Below are 18,082 nucleotides of genomic sequence, written 5' to 3' on the forward strand. Positions count from 1 at the left end.
GTAACATTTTTCGAATTTAACTACATACTACACAACCAAAATAACCAAACTATGATTCAAAAATTCCTTTATCTCGAATGGAAAGCTTTTTTTAGATCGGCTTCCTTTGCGACCAACTTAGCGCTGAAAATCCTAATTGGTTTTCTTGCCGCCTATTTTATCTTACTATTTTTAGGAATGGGTATTGGGGTTTTCTATTTCTTAAAGAAAATGAACATGGATCCAATCACAACAGTGAATAAATTCATGATTTATTATGTAGTAATGGATTTACTCGTTCGAATATTGGTGCAGAAAATTCCAGTAATGAACATTCGTCCCATGCTAATTTTCCCTATAAAAAAATCTACGATTGTTCATTTTTCTTTAGGAAAAACAATTTTATCATTTTTTAACTTAGTTCATGCTTTTTTCTTACTTCCATTCAGTATTGTTTTAATGATCGAAGGATATGATGTTGTACATGTACTGTTATGGTTTACTGGTATTTACTCTTTGCTATACATCAACAACTTTATTAATATTATACTAAGTAATAAAGATAATTTATTTGGAATTTTCTTAGCAATCACAACTGTATTAGCGGGTTTACAGTATTATGGATTATTTAATATTACGGATTATATAGCGCCTCTATTTGATGCTATTTTCAACACGTATTGGGCTTTTGCAATTCCAGTTATCGCTTTAATAGTTTTGTATTACTTCACATTTATCTATTTTAAAAATAATTTATATCTAGATGCAGGACTTACAAATAAGCATGATGTTGCTAAAACAGAAAATTTAAATTGGTTGAACCAATTTGGAACCATAGGAACATTCTTGAAAAATGACATCAAATTAATAAAAAGGAACAAAAGATCGAAGACTACCGTAGGGTTAAGTGTTATGTTTCTTTTTTATGGACTTCTGTTTTTCTCTACAACTTCTTTTTATGGACCTGTAATGCACATTTTTGGCGGAATCTTTGTTTCTGGAGGCTTTCTAATCACTTTTGGACAATTTGTACCAAGTTGGGATAGTGCCTATTACCAATTAATGATGACACAAAATATTCCGTATAAAGAATATTTAAGTTCTAAATGGTGGTTGATGGTTATTGCAACTATACTAACCACTATTGTTGCGTCATTTTATCTTTATTTTGGTTGGGAAACGTATTTAGTCATTATTGTAGGTGCTATTTACAACATTGGCGTTAATTCACATTTAGTTTTATTAGGTGGAGCATATACTAAAACACCAATTGATCTGAGTTCTGGAAAAGGCGCTTTTGGAGATAAAAAAGCATTTAATATCAAAACCATGCTAATCTCTGTTCCACAATTAGGTTTGCCTGTTTTACTCTATTGGTTAGGTTTAAAATATGCCAATCCTAACGTAGCATTAGCTTTAGTGGCTGGTGCAGGATTAATTGGTTTTGCATTAAAAAACAAAGCTTTCTCTCTAATTGAAAGAGTGTATAAATCTGAGAAATACGCAACTATCGCCGCTTATAAACAAAAAGGATAACGGAATTATTCATCAAACGATTCATCAAATTAATTTTTTACAAAATGATACAAGTAAACAATCTTTCAAAAACATATAACGGAACAACCGTACTTAAAATAGATTCTTTAGAAATTAAAAAAGGCGAAAGCTTTGGTCTTGTGGGAAATAATGGAGCAGGAAAAACTACTTTTTTTAGCCTTTTATTGGATTTAATCCAACCTTCAACAGGTCATGTAATAAACAACGGAGTTGAGGTAAATACTAGTGAAGCTTGGAAACCTTTTACGGCTTCTTTTCTAGACGAGAGTTTCTTAATAGGATATTTAACCCCAGAGGAATATTTTTATTTCATAGGCGATTTACGCGGACAAAACAAAGCGGATGTTGATGCTTTACTAGCAAAGCATGAGGAATTTTTTAATGGAGAAATTCTTAAAAACAAAAAATACTTACGTGACTTGTCAAAAGGGAATCAGAAGAAAGTGGGAATCATTGCTACATTAATTGGAAATCCAGAGGTAATTATTCTTGATGAGCCTTTTGCTAATTTAGATCCAACGACTCAATTTAGATTAAAAAAAATCATTAAAGATCTAGCTGACAATCCAGAAATTACCGTTTTAGTTTCTAGTCATGACTTGATGCATACTGTTGAAGTCAGTAACAGAATTGTCGCGATGCATAAAGGCGAAGTAGTAAAAGATATCCAAACTTCTGCAGAAACATTAAAAGAACTAGAATCCTTCTTTGCAATTTAAAATAATTTAAACTTCAGCTAGAATTTTTTTGAAAGAAGAGATTAGATTTGCGATTTTTTACTGAAACATTTTTTTAAAAACTAATCCTATTTTTAAGTCAGTAGTGGAATAAAACATGAAATTAATAGTACTTTGATTTCAAGCGCTTGTTTTGCAATTAAATTACTATAATTTTCACGATGTCAAAAAGAAATGTATTTTTACCACTGCATATACTAAATGGTATATTTAATAGTTAATTGATAAAAACGTTTTCCATTGAAAATCAATATAATTAAGCCGTTACTTTTCTCTTTGTCTTTCACTTTTTTCGTAGCCTGTTCTACTAAAAAAGATACTTTTATGGCAAGAAGTTCACACGCACTTAGCACAAAATATAATATTTTATATAACGGTGGAGTAGGACTCGAAAAAGGAGTTCAAAATATTAATTCTAGTACTGATGATGATTTCTGGGAACTTCTACCTCCAGAAAAAATGCTAATTAAAGATGAATTAGTCAGCAATAACAAAGCAAGTAACGCAGAGTTTGAATTGGCTGAAGCCAAAGCGACCAAAGCCATTCAAAAGCACTCAATGAACATTGGCGGCAGAGAAAAAAATAGCCAAATCGACGAAGCTTATCTTATGCTTGGAAAAGCAAGGTATTTTGATCAGCGTTTTGTTCCTGCTTTAGATGCGTTTAATTACATTTTATACAAATATCCTAATAGTAGTAAAATTTACGAAGCTAAAATATGGCGAGAAAAAACGAATATGCGTTTAGGTAATGACGCATTAGTAATAAAAAATATAACTAAATTATTAGAAGATCAAAAGGTTACAAATCAAGTTTTTGCTGATGCTAACGCACTTCTAACTGCTTCTTTTTTAAATTTAGAACAAAAAGATAGCGCTGTTGCAAAATTAAAATTAGCAATTGATTTCACTAAAATAAATCAAGACAAAGCACGCTATCGATTTATTCTTGGCCAGTTATATCAAGAATTAGGATACAAAGACAGTGCAGTTGCATCGTACGAATCCGTGATCAAAATGAATAGAAAAGCGGAACGAAAATTTGTAATTCAAGCTTACGTTAAAAAAGCAGAATTATTCGATTATCAAAATGGTGATTTTGCTTCATTTGAAAACACATTTGACAAACTGATAAAGGATAGAGAAAATCGTCCGTACAAAGATTTAATATTTCATCAGTATGGCGTTTTTTATGATAAGCAAAATAATCAGAAAGATGCAATCGATTTTTATAATTCTTCTTTAAAAACAAATTCAACAAATTCGTATTTGGTTGCATCAAATTATAGAAATCTGGGTAATATGTACTTTAGAGATGCGGCTTATCCTGAAGCGGCTAAATATTATGATAGTACATTAGTAAAGCTTAATAATAAATCGAGAGAATTTCTTAAAATTCAAAAAATTAGAAATAATCTTGATGAGGTTATTTTATATGAAGGTCTTGCAAAAAGGAACGATAGTATTTTGAATGTCGTAGCATTAAGCCCATCTGACCGAACAGCTTATTTTGAAAATTATATTAGTATACTTCAAAAACAAGATGAAGCGAAGCGACTACAAGAAGAAAAGAACAAAGCAATACAAGATAATATAGCACGTAATAGTTCTTCAACTGGAATTGATCCTATTACAGCCACTGATCCTACAAGGCCAGCTAGAAAACTGGCAATGGCACCACCATCCATGGGCGCTCCTGCTGCTCCTACAGGTGCAAGTACATTTTATTTCTATAACCCAACTACCTTAGCTTTTGGAAAATTAGAATTTAAAAAAATATGGGGAGATCGAGCTTTAGATGGTTATTGGAGAATTTCATCATCTGTTGCAAATAATATCGCTACTAAGGATTTGAATAATCAAATTAATTCTACTGACAAGGATATTACTTCAAATGAAGTTTTGGAACAATACACTACCGACTTTTATTTGAAGCAAATTCCAACTGCAACTGTTGAAATTGACAGCATAAGTAAAGAACGTAATTTTGCTAATTATCAATTAGGAATTATTTATAAAGAGAAATTTAAGGAAAATCGTTTAGCGATTGCAAAACTTGAGCAACTATTAAATAGTAATCCTGACGAAAAATTAGTGCTGCCTACAATGTATAATTTATATAAGTTATATGAAATCACAGATACTAGTAAAGCGATAGCGATGAAAAACAAGATCGCAGTTCAGTATCCAAACTCTCGTTACGCAGAAATTATTAGTAACTCTAATAGTACTGCGGCTTCAAACTTTGAGTCAGCAGAAAGTATTTATAATAAATGGTTTAAGCTGTATCAGCAAGAGCAATTTGCGCTAGTTTTGGATAACTCTGATCAGTTAATCACTCAGTTTTCTGGAGATGAAATGGTTAGTAAATTTGAATTATTAAAAGCTAATACCATTGGTAAGCTAAAAGGATTGACAGCTTATAAAAATGCTTTACAAACGGTTGCTGATAACTATCCAAATAGTGAAGAGGGTAAAAGTGCACAAAGCATCATTAATGATCAGATTCCACTTTTAGAAAAAATGGATTTTGTAAAAACCGATTCAAATAGTTGGAAAATTTTATATCGCGTAGGATTGCGTGAAGATAAAAACACAAAAGACTTAGAAGATAAAATCAAAAAATTTATAGTAAGCGAAAATCTGCAAAAATTATATTATTCGTATGATATTTATACGAATAAGGAAAACTTTATTACCATACACGGTATAAAGTCAAGGATTTATGCAGATGATATTACTGTAGTTTTGAAAGATAATTCGAAATATAAAGTCACCGATCCTGCGATTGTAGTTTCAGGCGAAAACTATAAAGTTATCCAAATTAAGAAAAATCTTGAAACGTATTTAGTAGCAGAAAAACAATAACTATGTTTGATAAAAAGCCAAAATCATACACGGAACTTTTAGGAAAAACGAATAGAATTGTAGAAGGTACAACGATAACGGGTGATATTATTTCAGAAGCTGATTTTAGATTAGATGGTAATTTGATTGGTAATTTTCAATCGCGCGGAAAGATAGTTATTGGTCCTGCTGGAAGTGTAACAGGAGATATTACTTGTAAAAATGCTGATATTGAAGGTAAATTTAGCGGTAAGATGCAAATCACTGAAGTTTTAAATGTAAAATCAAAAGCTAGCATACACGGAGAAGTAAGCGTAGGAAAGCTTTCTGTAGAACCAGGAGCTGATTTTAGTGCTTCTTGTGTAATGAATAATATTATAAAGAAACAGACGCTTCCTGATGCAGAAAAATAGCAATCCGAAACAATCAAATAAATGGTTAGTGATGATGAATATTCCTTTTCAAATGGGAGTAATCATTTTTTGTTTTACCTATTTAGGAATGTGGCTTGATGAAAAATATACAAGCTCTTCAGTGTTTACTATAATACTATCATTATTAGCTGTTTTTATTGGATTATACAATGTAATAAGGCAGGTAAAAAATTTAAATAAAGACGATTAATGCGACAATTTTATAAATTCTTAACGATAATTATTCCTTTTTCTATTGTATTATTTTTCATACAATATTACGTAATTAGCTCATTTTTTGAAAATATTACTTTTTTTTATTCGACATGGAGTATTTACCTTTTCCATCTTATTATTACTCTATTAAGCTATAGTTTTCTTCTTTTTGTTAATAAAACATTTGCTGATAAAACGGGTTTTGCGTTTATGGGATTTAGCCTAATTAAAATGATGGCGTCAATAGTTTTTCTTATTCCTTTGATTCAATCAGACCTTACAAGCCAAATTCCTGATGTTAGTGCATTTTTTATTCCTTATTTTCTATTCTTATTCTTCGAAACCCTTTTTGCGGTTCGTTTAATAAATAAACAATAAGGAGTATGTGTTATAAGCAGAATTAATTAGAATATAATGGGTAAAAACAAAATGATATATTTTCAGTTGTAAATAAATTATGTACCTTTGCAAAAAATTTTGAAACGTAAAATTAGACACACAATTTAATAATGGTATTTTCAAATAAACATGTTCAGTTCTTATTAGTTGCCCTAGTAGCCAGTATTCCTTATTTTGGATTTGCAAATCCTGTGGTTGATAGTCTTTCTATTGCAAATGAAGCAGTTGTTGAGCATCAAGCAGAGGCAGCTCCCGTAAAGAAACCATTTGATGCAACGGAATTAATTAATTCTCATATTGGTGATTCTCATGAATTTCATATTGCAGACTGGGGCGGACATCCAGTTTCATTTTATCTACCCGTAATTTTGTGGACCAATACTGGTTTAGAAATTTTCTCTTCGGAGAGATTTCACCATGACAATGAAGCAAAACATGCGATTGACGTTAATGGTCACAAATTAGTTCGTTCAAATGAAGTTATTTATTACGCAGACAAATTTGACAAATTGACTGTAGAGGAAAGAAAAAATGGAGCATTTGAATTTGATGCAAGACCGTTAAACTTTTCGATCACTAAGAATGTTTTCTCAATGTTCATGTCAGCTATCATAATGTTTTTATTGTTTTTAGCTGTAGCAAGATCGTACAAGAAAAATCAATTAGCACCAAAAGGTATAGCTGGGTTCCTTGAGCCTTTAGTAACATTTGTTAGAGATGACATTGCTAGACCAAATATTGGAGAGAAAAAATACGAAAAATACATGCCGTATTTATTAACTATCTTTTTCTTCATCTGGATTAACAACCTTATCGGTTTGATTCCTTTTTTCCCATTTAGTTCAAACTTGACTGGAAATATATACTTTACTTTTGTAATGGCGTTGATTACGTTTATCATTACAACATTGAGTGGAAATAAAGATTATTGGGGACACATTTTCAATACGCCTGGAGTTCCTTTTTGGTTAGCACCAATTATGATTCCTGTAGAATTAATCGGAATGTTAACAAAACCTTTCGCGTTGATGATTCGTTTATTTGCTAACATTACAGCAGGACATATCATTATTTTAAGTTTAGTTTCATTAATCTTTATATTTGAAACAGTAGCGGTTTCTCCTATTTCTGGAGCGTTTGTTTTATTTATGAGTGTATTAGAAATGTTAGTTGCAGCATTACAAGCTTATGTTTTTACGTTGTTATCAGCATTGTTTATTGGTCAGGCCGTTGCAGAGCATGATCATCATTAATTAGAGTTTTATTAATTATTAACTATATAAATTTATTATTATGGTATTAGCTGGAATCGGAGCTGGATTAGCAGTAATTGGAGCAGGTCTTGGAATTGGAAAAATTGGTGGATCTGCTATGGATGCAATTGCTCGTCAGCCAGAAGCTGCTGGAAAAATCCAAACTGCTATGATTATCGCTGCTGCACTTATTGAAGGTGTTGCGCTTTTCGCAGTAGTTGTTGCTTTAATTGCAAAGTAATTAAAAATTAAAATTTCCTGTAGCGGTTGGCTGCAGGAAGTTTTTATTTCTAAAACAAAAAAATTATTTTAAATATATACATATGAATTTTACAGCACCGGAGAGTTTAATTTTTTGGACAACGATCATTTTCTTTGTTTTCTTTCTACTTTTGAGAAAATTTGCTTGGAAACCAATTTTGGGAGCCGTAAAAGGTCGTGAAGAATCTATTAACAATGCTTTGGCTTCAGCCGAATCAGCTCGTAGAGAAATGCAGAATTTAACTGCAGACAATGAACGCATTTTACAAGAAGCTAGAATGGAGCGTGACAACATGCTTAAAGAGGCGCGTGAAATGAAAGAGAAGATGGTTGCTGATTCTAAGAAAGAAGCACAAATTCAAGGAGAAAGAATGATTTCACAAGCAAAAATTGCTATTGAAGCAGAGAAGAATGCAGCTATGGCTGAATTGAAATCTCAAGTTTCAACGTTATCATTGAGTATCGCAGAAAAATTATTGAAAGACGAATTATCTAATAAAGAAGCTCAAGCTAAATTGATTGAGAATATGTTAGGTGACGTAAAATTAAACTAAAATTATGTCAGGAACTAGAGCAGCAATTCGTTATGCAAAAGCATTCATAGATTTAGCTATTTCTGCAGGAAATGAGCAAGAAGTCTATAAAGATATGGCTTTGATTTCTTCAACAATAACTGGAAATGAGGAATTGAATAGCTTTATTCAAAACCCTACTATCTCTGTTGGTGTTAAAGAAAGTGCTTTGACTGAAGTTTTCGCAAGTACAACTAAATTGACTAAAAGTCTTTTCCATTTGTTATTCGAAAACAAAAGATTTGAAATTTTAGAAGATATCGTTTCTCAATACGTTCTTTTATCAGATGAGATGAATGGCTTTGAAGTAGTAAAAGTAACTACAGCAATAGCAATGGATTCTGCATTAGAAGCGAAAGTTTCTGAAAAAATAAAAGAATTTTCAAATAAGAAAATTACAATAGTAAATACTATAGATCCTGCTATCATAGGAGGTTTTATTTTAAGAATTGGTGACAAGGAGTATAATGCTTCTATTGCTAATAGATTACAAGTATTAAAAAGAGAGTTAAGTAACTAGTTTTATCGCACTTTAGAGTGTCTAAATTATAAATTAAGATGGCGGAAATCAAACCTGCTGAAATATCAGCAATATTAAGAAAGCAAGTAGAAGGTTTTGAATCTGGCGCTACGCTAGAGGAAGTAGGAACAGTACTTCAAGTTGGAGATGGTATTGCTCGTATTTACGGGCTTTCAAATGTTCAATACGGTGAATTAGTAGAATTCGAAAATGGGCTTGAGGCTATTGTTTTGAATCTTGAAGAGGATAACGTTGGTGTGGTACTTTTAGGACCATCAACAGGTATCAAAGAAGGATCAACTGCAAAAAGAACACAACGTATCGCTTCTCTTAAAGTAGGAGAACAAATGGTAGGACGTGTAGTTAACACTCTTGGTTTTCCTATTGATGGAAAAGGACCAATAGGTGGAGACTTATACGAAATGCCATTAGAAAGAAAAGCTCCTGGAGTTATCTTCCGTCAACCAGTTACTGAGCCATTACAAACAGGTATTAAAGCAGTAGATGCTATGATCCCAGTAGGTAGAGGTCAACGTGAGCTAGTTATTGGTGACCGTCAAACAGGTAAATCAACTGTTTGTCTTGATACCATCTTAAATCAAAAAGAATTTTACGACGCTGGAAAACCAGTGTTTTGTATATATGTTGCAATTGGGCAAAAAGCATCAACTGTAGCAGGAATTGCTAAAATGTTAGAAGAAAAAGGAGCAATGGCTTACACCATTATTGTTGCTGCTAATGCTTCTGATCCAGCTCCAATGCAAGTATATGCTCCTATGGCAGGTGCTGCAATTGGTGAGTATTTTAGAGATTCAGGTCGTCCAGCTTTAATTGTTTATGATGATTTATCTAAACAAGCTGTTGCTTACCGTGAGGTTTCTCTTTTATTAAGAAGACCACCGGGACGTGAGGCATATCCTGGAGACGTTTTTTACTTACACAGTCGTTTATTAGAGCGTGCTTGTAAAGTAATTGCTGATGATGGAATTGCTAGAAACATGAATGATTTACCAGATTCATTGAAATCAATTGTTAAAGGAGGTGGTTCATTGACTGCTTTGCCAATTATTGAGACTCAAGCTGGTGACGTTTCTGCATATATCCCAACAAACGTAATTTCGATTACTGATGGTCAAATTTTCCTTGATGGAGATTTGTTTAACTCAGGAGTTCGACCAGCGATCAACGTAGGTATTTCGGTATCACGTGTTGGAGGAAATGCACAAATTAAATCAATGAAAAAAGTAGCAGGTACTTTAAAACTAGATCAAGCACAATTCCGTGAATTGGAAGCGTTTGCTAAATTTGGTTCTGACCTTGATGCAGTTACATTGAACGTAATTGAAAAAGGAAAAAGAAACGTTGAAATCTTGAAACAAGGTTTGAATGATCCTTATACTGTTGAAGACCAAGTTGCAATTATCTATGCTGGTTCAAAAAACTTGTTAAGAAATGTTCCTGTGAACAAAGTAAGAGAATTTGAGAAAGATTTCTTAGAATTCTTAAACAACAAACACAGAGCAACTCTTGACGCTTTGAAAGCAGGAAAATTAACAGACGAAATTACAGATGTAATCGAGTCAGTAGCAAAAGAATTATCAGCAAAATATAACTAATACAAGTGATTAGTGATTAGTAAGTAGTGAAGAGCTAGTTACTAATCACTATTTACTAATTACTAAAAATACAAATGGCAAATTTAAAGGAAATCCGTAATAGAATTACTTCCGTTTCATCAACGATGCAAATTACATCGGCAATGAAAATGGTTTCTGCAGCAAAGCTAAAGAAAGCACAAGATGCAATCACAGCGATGCGCCCTTATGCCGAAAAATTAACGGAGTTATTGCAAAATCTTTCTGACACTCTTGAAGGTGGTGCTGGTGGTGAGTTTACAGAACAACGTGAAATCAAAAAAGTTTTACTTGTTGTAGTTACTTCTAATAGAGGTTTAGCGGGTGCTTTCAATACTAATGCAATTAAAGAAGCTAAAAGCCGTGCGGTTTATTATGCAGGGAAGCAAGTTGATATTTTTGCAATAGGTAAAAAAGGAAATGACGTTTTAGGTAAAACGCTTAACGTTGTTGCTAATGAAAGTCCTGTTTTTGATGCTTTATCTTTTGATAATGTTGCTAAAATTGCTGATGTATTAACTGAGAAATTCGTTTCTGGTGAATATGATAAAATTGAGTTGATTTACAACCAATTTAAAAATGCTGCTACACAGATTGTTCAAACAGAACAGTTTTTGCCGCTAGCACCGATTAAATCAGATCTAAACGTTACTCCGAGTGATTATATCTTCGAACCTTCGAAAGAAGAGATTGTATTGACATTGATTCCTAAATCTTTGAAAACACAATTGTATAAAGGAATTCGTGATTCATTTGCATCAGAGCACGGAGCACGTATGACCGCAATGCATAAAGCTACTGATAACGCAACTGAATTGAGAGACCAATTGAAATTAACGTACAACAAAGCACGTCAAGCAGCTATTACGAACGAGATTTTAGAAATCGTTGGTGGAGCGGAAGCTTTGAATGGATAAGAAAAATTTTTAATTTTTCAAATCTTAAAATTGCGAAGCTTTGAATGGATAAGAAAAATTTTTAATTTTTATAAAAATTATCTTCTAAATAAATTTAAAAAAACGACTGAATGTAAATTCAGTCGTTTTTTTTTGTCCTATATAATAAATCCTTTTTTGTAATCTGAGTAATTTCTCACTATTTCTAAACTTGTTATTTTGCCTGTAATCTTCGAAAAACAGATTAATTTAATGCGTTTTAATGCATTATTCATTCTTTTAGGTAAATAAGATGCATAATAAATTATTTCGATTTAAATTTTGTCTATATTTAGCCTCTTAATTCCTTAGCAAATTGATTGAAAACTAACCAATTAACCATTTTATTATGAAGAACATTACTTTAAAGCATCTCAAGATCGCATTTTCAGGCGGTCTATTTTTATTCTTGTCTCTGGCTGCAGCGCAATGCCCGCAAGACAATGAGTTTAGTAAAACCACACCGAAGAGAGATTTAAGAGGAGTTTTTCTCGCTTCTGTTTTTAATTTGAATTGGCCAACTAACAAGCTCGCAACACCCGCGGTGCAACAAGCAGAATTACTGACGATTTTAGATAACCTAAAATTCTATGGATACAATACAGTTTTTCTTCAAGTTCGCCCTTCAGGTGACGCTCTTTATCAATCTGCTATAGAACCTTGGTCTATTTATTTAACCGGAACTGAAGGAGTTGCGCCTAGTCCACTATGGGATCCATTAGCATTCGCAATCACTGAAGCTCATAGCCGTGGACTTGATTTACATGCTTGGATTAATCCCTATCGATCAAAGAATGGTAGCTATACAAACGCTGCTAATCACCCATCAAATACTAATCCTTCATGGGTGTTAACTGCTGCAACGAACGCTAATTTAAAAATACTTAATCCGGGAATACCCGCAGTGCGTGATTATATTGTATCCATTATTGAGGATATCGGAACACGTTATAATGTCGACGGAATCCATTTTGATGACTACTTTTATCCGAGCGGGTTTATGACAGCAACGCCAAATAATCAAGATAGTCAATCCTTTATCGATTATAATCCTACTAATTTATCTCTAGCAAACTGGAGAAGGGAGAATGGCAAACTTATGATAGGTATGGTATATGATGCAATTCAAGTAATCAATACTAATTTAAACAAGAATATAGTTTTCGGTGTAAGCCCCTCTGGAATTTGGAAGAGTGGAGTGCCAACAGGAATAACTGGTGGTTCTCATTTCAATGATCTATTTTACGATCCTCTTGCTTGGCTAGACGCTGGAAAGGTAGATTATCTAGCCCCTCAATTATATTGGAAAATTGGTGGTGGTCAGGATTACGTAAAACTATCACAATGGTGGAATGACCAGGTTAAAAGTAGAAATAAGCAAGTGTATCTAAGTCAGGCATACTATAAAATGGATGATTTTAATAATTATACTTCTGTAGAGTTTCAGAACCAAATTATTCACAACAGATCAGCAACGATGGACGCTACATTTGGTCAAATAGCTTACAGTTACGCTTCAATTAAAGCGAATTCAAAATCTATCAATACTAATATTCTCTCTGCGGAATACAAGTATAAATCTTTTGCCCCACCAATTTTTGGAAAAGACGCTATTTGTCCAAATCCACCGGTTAATATTATAAAAACAGGAACAGTTTTGAGTTGGGACACCCCAGTTGCTGCCGCAGATGGCGATTTACCTGCAAAATATGTGATATATGCATTTGATAACGCTGCTGAAGCAGTCACTAATAAAGATGACGGCTCAAAAATTATTGAGATAACAGCTGCAAACCAGTTTGTATTAACACAAGATCAAGTTGACAACAAATTTATTGTAGTTACTTCCTTAGACAAAAACAATAATGAAGCAGGTACATACGATCCTAATCTAGGAATAGGAGATACTCAACTAGCCGATAGTAAATCATTTATTGCTTATCCAAATCCATTCGTAACTGACTTTACTATTCAATTAAATAGTTTAAACACTAATAATGTAATTATCACTATTTACGAATCAACTGGAAGACAAGTTTGGCAGCAAGAGGCTAAATCCATTGTAGATTCCAAAGTAAAAGTAGCTCCTACAAATTTGAATAGCGGCATTTATTATGTAAGGATTGATTTTGAAAATGGAACAAGTGAAAGTTTTAAAATTATAAAAAGATAAAATACTTTTCTTTTTAAATTGAAGAAGCCATCTCAGCATTTATGCTAAGATGGCTTCATTTTTTATTCTATTCAGAATTTATATTACAATTATTTAAATATCCATTATTTTAGTAGATTATTGTTTTTGATAAAACTGGTATTACTATTGATTTGTTTATTTTTACAAAAGCAATTAACAAGCAAAAAATGAGATTAGAAATAAGAGAACTGAGCACTATGGACGAGATGATCGCGCAATTTGAAGTGATGCAACATCTCTATATTAAGTTTACTCTAGAGAAATATAAATCCTATTTAAGCGAGATGATTCCGCATAATTACACTCAAGTAGTTGTCTTTGAAGGTGATATATGTGTTGGAATTTCAGGATTATGGTCTGGAACAAAACTTTGGTCCGGTAAGTACTTAGAAATCGATAATTTTATTGTCCATCCAGATCACAGAATGAAAGGAATTGGTAAGATGATGACAGACTATATCGATAAGAAAGCCAAAGAAACAGATTGCACGATGATTGTACTTGATGCTTTTACAGGAAATTTCACAGCACATCGATTTTATTATAATCAAGGATATGTACCAAAGGGATTCCATTTTCTCAAGATTTTAAACGAAGACGGATTAAGTTAAATCATTTATTATGAAAACAGTTATTAGAATTATTTCGATCCTTATAATCGCATTGAGCGTTACTTTTTGCGCTAGTAAACAAGAATTCCAGTCGGAATTTCCACAAGAAATAATAGCCGCTTATTATCAAACAAATAAAGAAGATGGTAAAACTTATTTTTTTATAGATTTAAAAGAGCAGCTCAATAGCAAACTGCAATTAGAAGAAGTACATTTCAATGATAAGACGGCAGTCTTTGAATCGATTTCGAAAAATACATTTCGAGCACAGTTTAATAATAAAAGTAAAAACACCGATTTGATTTTAGATGGTAATGCTAGTAAAGAGTATGGAAATAAAGCTCCTTCAGTAAAAAAGTCAAAATTTGTTTTAAAATCAAATGAAGCAGTAGTACAATATTCGAAAAAAAACCGAAAATATTACTTCAAAATTACAAACGTAAATGAAAGACTAGTCCGATAGTTTTTTATTTTATTCCACAATTCAACAGTTCTAAAACAATTTGGTACTTCAGATGATTAAATGAAAGAATTGGTTATTTTTGTTCCTTTAATTTAATTAACATACCATTTTGGGATTATATAAAAATCTATTTAAACAAACCGCGATCTATGGATTAGCTACTGTGATTCCGCGGATGTTCAGTTTTTTATTGGTGCCATTATATACAAACGAACTTCCAAAAGAGGAGTACGGAAAAATCTCTATCATATTTGCTGGAATGATTTTTTTTAATGTCATACTTGCTTATGGAATGGAGACTGCCTTTTTTAGATTTTACAATAAGGAAAGCAATAAAAATGCCGTTGTTGAAACTACTTCAGTTTCTATTTTTTGGACCTCTTTCATATTTTTAATTTTGTCCTTGCTATCGCAAAATACTATAGCAAAATGGTCTGGAATTGATGTGCAGTTCATCACATACACGATTTGGATTTTGGTTTTAGACGCATTAGTAATTGTGCCTTTCTCTAAGTTAAGAGTCAACCAGCAGCCCATAAGATATGCGGTTGTAAAAATAGGCAACGTAGCTGTAAATTTATTTTTAAATCTTTTCTTCTTAATCTGGCTTCCCGCTTTATCAAAGTCAAATCCAAATTATTTACTGAGCAATTTATACCTCGAAGATTTCCAAATAGGATATATTTTTGTGTCTAATATTGTAGCAAGTTTACTTACGTTCCTAGTCTTATCTCCTAATTATTTCAAGCTTAAATGGCAATTTGATTATAAGCTTTGGAAACAAATGATAAAATACGGAATGCCTATAATGATTGCCGGAATCGCATTTGCCATCAACGAGCAATTTGATAAAATTTTACTTGGCTATCTATTACCAGCTGACATTGCCGTTTCAGAGGTTGGCGTTTATTCCGCCTGTTATAAACTTGGATTGTTTATGGTTTTGTACCGTACTGCGTATACATTAGGAATTGAACCCTTCTTTTTTAGTCATGCTTCAAATGAAAATGCACCTCAAACCTACGCCACAATTACTAAATATTTTGTCATTTTTGGATCCTTTATTTTACTTTCAGTTATTGTTTTTGCTGATATTCTAAAAATAATAATGATTCAAGACGAGTCGTATTGGGAAGCGATGAAGGTTGTTCCGCTGATAATTTTAGCTAATTTTTTCTTAGGAATTTACACCAATCTCTCCGTTTGGTACAAACTCATCGATAAAACGCATTATGGTGCTTATATTTCAATTGTGGGAGCCATCATAACATTAGCGCTAAATTATTTGCTGATCCCATCTATGAGTTATTACGGTTCTGCTATTGCAACTATCGCGGCGTATGGAAGCATGATGGGAATTTCGTACTATTTTGGAAATAAATATTATCCTATTCCTTACGACATGAATAAAATTTCAATTTATATGCTAGTTTCCATCGGATTCTCAGTGATTTCATTTTATGGCTTTCGAGAAAATTATTTCGTCGGAATCCCGCTATTACTATTATTTATGTATTTCATTTACCACAACGAAAAAGATTTATTAACTAAAATTTTGAAAAGAAAACCAAGTTAAATATTTAGTTCTATGAGCTAATCGCGCTGTATGTTTCAAGCTTTTTCCTTAAATCATTTTTTTCTAAGTGCAAAAAGGAGCTTCTTGCAGTCGCTCTTTTTGCACAAGTAAAAATATAATTTTATAAAAAAAGGCTTTCCACTTCCATCACGGCTAGAATCTATATCTGAGAGAACATATAACTTTTAAAATTTCGCTTCAATTTTGATAAAAAATATAAAATGACAATAGACATTATAAACAAATCGGCTCACGCTTTGCCTAACTATGAAACTATAGCTTCAGCAGGAATGGATTTAAGAGCTAATATTACCGAGTCCGTAACCTTAAAGCCGTTAGGAAGAGCAATTATAAAAACAGGTCTTTTTATAGCTTTACCTATAGGTTATGAAGCACAAGTACGTCCTAGAAGTGGACTTGCTGCAAAAAACGGAATTACGGTGCTCAATTCACCAGGAACAATAGATGCGGATTACCGTGGCGAAATTGGAGTGATTTTAGTAAATTTATCAAATGATGATTTCGTAATTCAAAACGGAGAACGCATCGCACAAATGATTATTGCTAAACACGAACGCGCCAACTGGATTGAAGTACAAGAACTAACAGAAACTTCGAGAGGAGAAGGCGGTTTTGGTAGTACGGGAGTGAAGTAGTGATCAGTGTTCAGTATATAGTATTCAGTCGAAGTATTATAAAAAAGAAAAGTATCAACTTAAGTATGAGATTGCATTGCTTTGTGCCTTGCAACTCCTCGCAATAAAATAAAAATCCACGGAAATTAGTTTAATTTGTGGCTAAAAATAATAATAAAAACCTTCGTTAAATTTGCGAAAAACCTTCGTGAATTTTGCGTTTAATAAAAAAATAACATGAAAATAATCGTTCCTATGGCGGGTCGTGGATCACGCCTTCGTCCACATACTTTAACCATTCCTAAACCATTAATTCCTATTGCAGGAAAACCAATCGTACACCGTTTAGTCGAAGACATCGCTGGTGTTTTACAACAAGACATAGAGGAAGTAGCTTTTATTATTCACGAAAGTTTTGGCAAAAAAGTAGAGGAGGAATTAATCGCTATTGCCACTAAATTAGGTGCTAAAGGAACTATTTATTATCAAAATGAAGCTTTAGGAACCGGTCACGCTATTATGTGTGCTAAAGATTCTTTGAGCGGACCAGCAGTTATCGCTTACGCAGATACGCTAATTAGAGCTGACTTTGATTTAGATAAAGATGCAGATAGTGTTATTTGGGTGAAACAAGTGGATCAGCCAGAAGCTTTTGGTGTAGTGAAATTAAATGAAGCAAATGAGATCGTAGAATTAGTTGAAAAACCAACTGAATTCGTTTCTGATCTTGCTGTGATAGGAATTTATTATTTCAAGGACATTGCTGTGTTAAAGAATGAATTGCAGTTAGTGCTTGACAACAATATTATTCACGGTGGTGAATACCAAATCAACGATGGTATCAAGCAAATGATGGCCAAAGGAATGAAATTTGTCCCGGGAAAAGTAGCGGAATGGATGGATTGCGGTAATAAAAACGTAACTGTAGAAACTAATTCTAGAATGTTAGGATTCTTGCATAATGACGGTGAACATCTTGTTGATTATGATGTAAAAACTGAAAATTCAACAATTATTGCACCTTGTTATATTGGTAAAAATGTGATTTTAATTAATGCTACGGTTGGACCCAATGTTTCATTAGGTGATGGTTGCCATGTACAAAATAGTACCATTAAAAATAGTTTAGTTCAAACGCATTCCCATATAAAAAATGCTTCTTTAGATAATGCAATGATTGGAAATCATGCTGCTTTTGACGGTAATTTCACCGCAGTAAGCATTGGAGATTATTCTGTTTTAGAATAAGGATAATAAAACCTTTAACTGAAGAATTGGAA

The 18,082-nt window shown here is 32.6% G+C and carries 17 protein-coding genes; all 17 read left to right on the top strand.

Features of this window, described 5'->3' with window-relative positions:
* Positions 1-51 precede the first annotated feature (51 nt).
* The 17 genes from RCH19_RS11900 to RCH19_RS11980 all read left to right on the top strand — a co-directional run bounded on the left by RCH19_RS11900 (position 52) and on the right by RCH19_RS11980 (position 18,050).
* Complete coding sequence (locus RCH19_RS11900; protein ID WP_343023410.1) at positions 52-1,515, top strand: DUF5687 family protein; 1,464 nt, start codon at positions 52-54, stop codon at positions 1,513-1,515.
* 44 nt (positions 1,516-1,559) lie between these two features.
* Positions 1,560-2,255: an ABC transporter ATP-binding protein gene (locus RCH19_RS11905; RefSeq protein WP_343023411.1), complete on the top strand. Its 696-nt coding sequence runs from the start codon at positions 1,560-1,562 to the stop codon at positions 2,253-2,255.
* Positions 2,256-2,597: 342 nt separating this feature from the next.
* On the top strand, positions 2,598-5,141 hold the full coding sequence (locus RCH19_RS11910; protein WP_343023412.1) for a tetratricopeptide repeat protein: 2,544 nt from the start codon (positions 2,598-2,600) through the stop codon (positions 5,139-5,141).
* 2 nt (positions 5,142-5,143) lie between these two features.
* A complete protein-coding gene (locus tag RCH19_RS11915; RefSeq protein ID WP_343023413.1) occupies positions 5,144-5,533 on the top strand; it encodes a polymer-forming cytoskeletal protein in 390 nt (129 codons plus the stop codon).
* Entirely contained in the window at positions 5,520-5,744 is a 225-nt protein-coding gene (locus RCH19_RS11920) for an AtpZ/AtpI family protein (protein WP_121924756.1), read from the top strand. The genes RCH19_RS11915 and RCH19_RS11920 overlap by 14 nt, the downstream gene beginning before the upstream one ends.
* Before the next feature lie 514 nt (positions 5,745-6,258).
* The gene (atpB, locus tag RCH19_RS11925; protein ID WP_121924758.1) at positions 6,259-7,401 is read left to right on the top strand and encodes a F0F1 ATP synthase subunit A; all 1,143 of its coding nucleotides are present in this window, start codon (positions 6,259-6,261) and stop codon (positions 7,399-7,401) included.
* Positions 7,402-7,441: 40 nt separating this feature from the next.
* Entirely contained in the window at positions 7,442-7,642 is a 201-nt protein-coding gene (atpE, locus tag RCH19_RS11930; protein WP_031453874.1) for an ATP synthase F0 subunit C, read from the top strand.
* Between the two features lie 82 nt (positions 7,643-7,724).
* A complete protein-coding gene (locus RCH19_RS11935; RefSeq protein WP_121924759.1) occupies positions 7,725-8,216 on the top strand; it encodes a F0F1 ATP synthase subunit B in 492 nt (163 codons plus the stop codon).
* 4 nt (positions 8,217-8,220) lie between these two features.
* Positions 8,221-8,754: an ATP synthase F1 subunit delta gene (gene atpH, locus RCH19_RS11940; protein WP_121924760.1), complete on the top strand. Its 534-nt coding sequence runs from the start codon at positions 8,221-8,223 to the stop codon at positions 8,752-8,754.
* A 38-nt stretch (positions 8,755-8,792) separates the two neighbouring features.
* On the top strand, positions 8,793-10,370 hold the full coding sequence (gene atpA, locus RCH19_RS11945; protein WP_121924761.1) for a F0F1 ATP synthase subunit alpha: 1,578 nt from the start codon (positions 8,793-8,795) through the stop codon (positions 10,368-10,370).
* 74 nt (positions 10,371-10,444) lie between these two features.
* Entirely contained in the window at positions 10,445-11,305 is an 861-nt protein-coding gene (gene atpG, locus RCH19_RS11950; RefSeq protein ID WP_121924762.1) for an ATP synthase F1 subunit gamma, read from the top strand.
* 367 nt (positions 11,306-11,672) lie between these two features.
* Entirely contained in the window at positions 11,673-13,496 is a 1,824-nt protein-coding gene (locus RCH19_RS11955) for a family 10 glycosylhydrolase (protein WP_343023414.1), read from the top strand.
* 188 nt (positions 13,497-13,684) lie between these two features.
* A complete protein-coding gene (locus RCH19_RS11960) occupies positions 13,685-14,128 on the top strand; it encodes a GNAT family N-acetyltransferase (protein WP_343023415.1) in 444 nt (147 codons plus the stop codon).
* A 10-nt stretch (positions 14,129-14,138) separates the two neighbouring features.
* The gene (locus RCH19_RS11965) at positions 14,139-14,591 is read left to right on the top strand and encodes a hypothetical protein (RefSeq protein ID WP_343023416.1); all 453 of its coding nucleotides are present in this window, start codon (positions 14,139-14,141) and stop codon (positions 14,589-14,591) included.
* A gap of 109 nt (positions 14,592-14,700) precedes the next feature.
* Positions 14,701-16,167, top strand: a complete 1,467-nt coding sequence (locus RCH19_RS11970; protein WP_343023417.1) for an oligosaccharide flippase family protein — start codon at positions 14,701-14,703, stop codon at positions 16,165-16,167.
* Positions 16,168-16,388: 221 nt separating this feature from the next.
* The gene (gene dut, locus RCH19_RS11975; protein WP_343023418.1) at positions 16,389-16,823 is read left to right on the top strand and encodes a dUTP diphosphatase; all 435 of its coding nucleotides are present in this window, start codon (positions 16,389-16,391) and stop codon (positions 16,821-16,823) included.
* A 216-nt stretch (positions 16,824-17,039) separates the two neighbouring features.
* Complete coding sequence (locus RCH19_RS11980; RefSeq protein ID WP_343023419.1) at positions 17,040-18,050, top strand: sugar phosphate nucleotidyltransferase; 1,011 nt, start codon at positions 17,040-17,042, stop codon at positions 18,048-18,050.
* Positions 18,051-18,082: the final 32 nt, after the last annotated feature.

This window comes from Flavobacterium sp. PL12 (genome assembly GCF_039123485.1).
In the GTDB taxonomy this organism is placed as follows: domain Bacteria; phylum Bacteroidota; class Bacteroidia; order Flavobacteriales; family Flavobacteriaceae; genus Flavobacterium; species Flavobacterium weaverense.

Excerpts from the sequence above, each read along its gene's own strand:
- atpH (WP_121924760.1), top strand. The coding sequence starts at position 8,221 with ATGTCAGGAACTAGAGCAGCAATTCGTTATGCAAAAGCATTCATAGAT.
- RCH19_RS11960 (WP_343023415.1), top strand. The coding sequence starts at position 13,685 with ATGAGATTAGAAATAAGAGAACTGAGCACTATGGACGAGATGATCGCG.
- RCH19_RS11935 (WP_121924759.1), top strand. The coding sequence starts at position 7,725 with ATGAATTTTACAGCACCGGAGAGTTTAATTTTTTGGACAACGATCATT.
- RCH19_RS11900 (WP_343023410.1), top strand. The coding sequence starts at position 52 with ATGATTCAAAAATTCCTTTATCTCGAATGGAAAGCTTTTTTTAGATCG.
- RCH19_RS11910 (WP_343023412.1), top strand. The coding sequence starts at position 2,598 with ATGGCAAGAAGTTCACACGCACTTAGCACAAAATATAATATTTTATAT.
- RCH19_RS11965 (WP_343023416.1), top strand. The coding sequence starts at position 14,139 with ATGAAAACAGTTATTAGAATTATTTCGATCCTTATAATCGCATTGAGC.
- atpE (WP_031453874.1), top strand. The coding sequence starts at position 7,442 with ATGGTATTAGCTGGAATCGGAGCTGGATTAGCAGTAATTGGAGCAGGT.
- atpB (WP_121924758.1), top strand. The coding sequence starts at position 6,259 with ATGGTATTTTCAAATAAACATGTTCAGTTCTTATTAGTTGCCCTAGTA.
- atpA (WP_121924761.1), top strand. The coding sequence starts at position 8,793 with ATGGCGGAAATCAAACCTGCTGAAATATCAGCAATATTAAGAAAGCAA.
- atpG (WP_121924762.1), top strand. The coding sequence starts at position 10,445 with ATGGCAAATTTAAAGGAAATCCGTAATAGAATTACTTCCGTTTCATCA.
- RCH19_RS11915 (WP_343023413.1), top strand. The coding sequence starts at position 5,144 with ATGTTTGATAAAAAGCCAAAATCATACACGGAACTTTTAGGAAAAACG.
- RCH19_RS11920 (WP_121924756.1), top strand. The coding sequence starts at position 5,520 with ATGCAGAAAAATAGCAATCCGAAACAATCAAATAAATGGTTAGTGATG.
- dut (WP_343023418.1), top strand. The coding sequence starts at position 16,389 with ATGACAATAGACATTATAAACAAATCGGCTCACGCTTTGCCTAACTAT.
- RCH19_RS11905 (WP_343023411.1), top strand. The coding sequence starts at position 1,560 with ATGATACAAGTAAACAATCTTTCAAAAACATATAACGGAACAACCGTA.
- RCH19_RS11955 (WP_343023414.1), top strand. The coding sequence starts at position 11,673 with ATGAAGAACATTACTTTAAAGCATCTCAAGATCGCATTTTCAGGCGGT.
- RCH19_RS11980 (WP_343023419.1), top strand. The coding sequence starts at position 17,040 with ATGAAAATAATCGTTCCTATGGCGGGTCGTGGATCACGCCTTCGTCCA.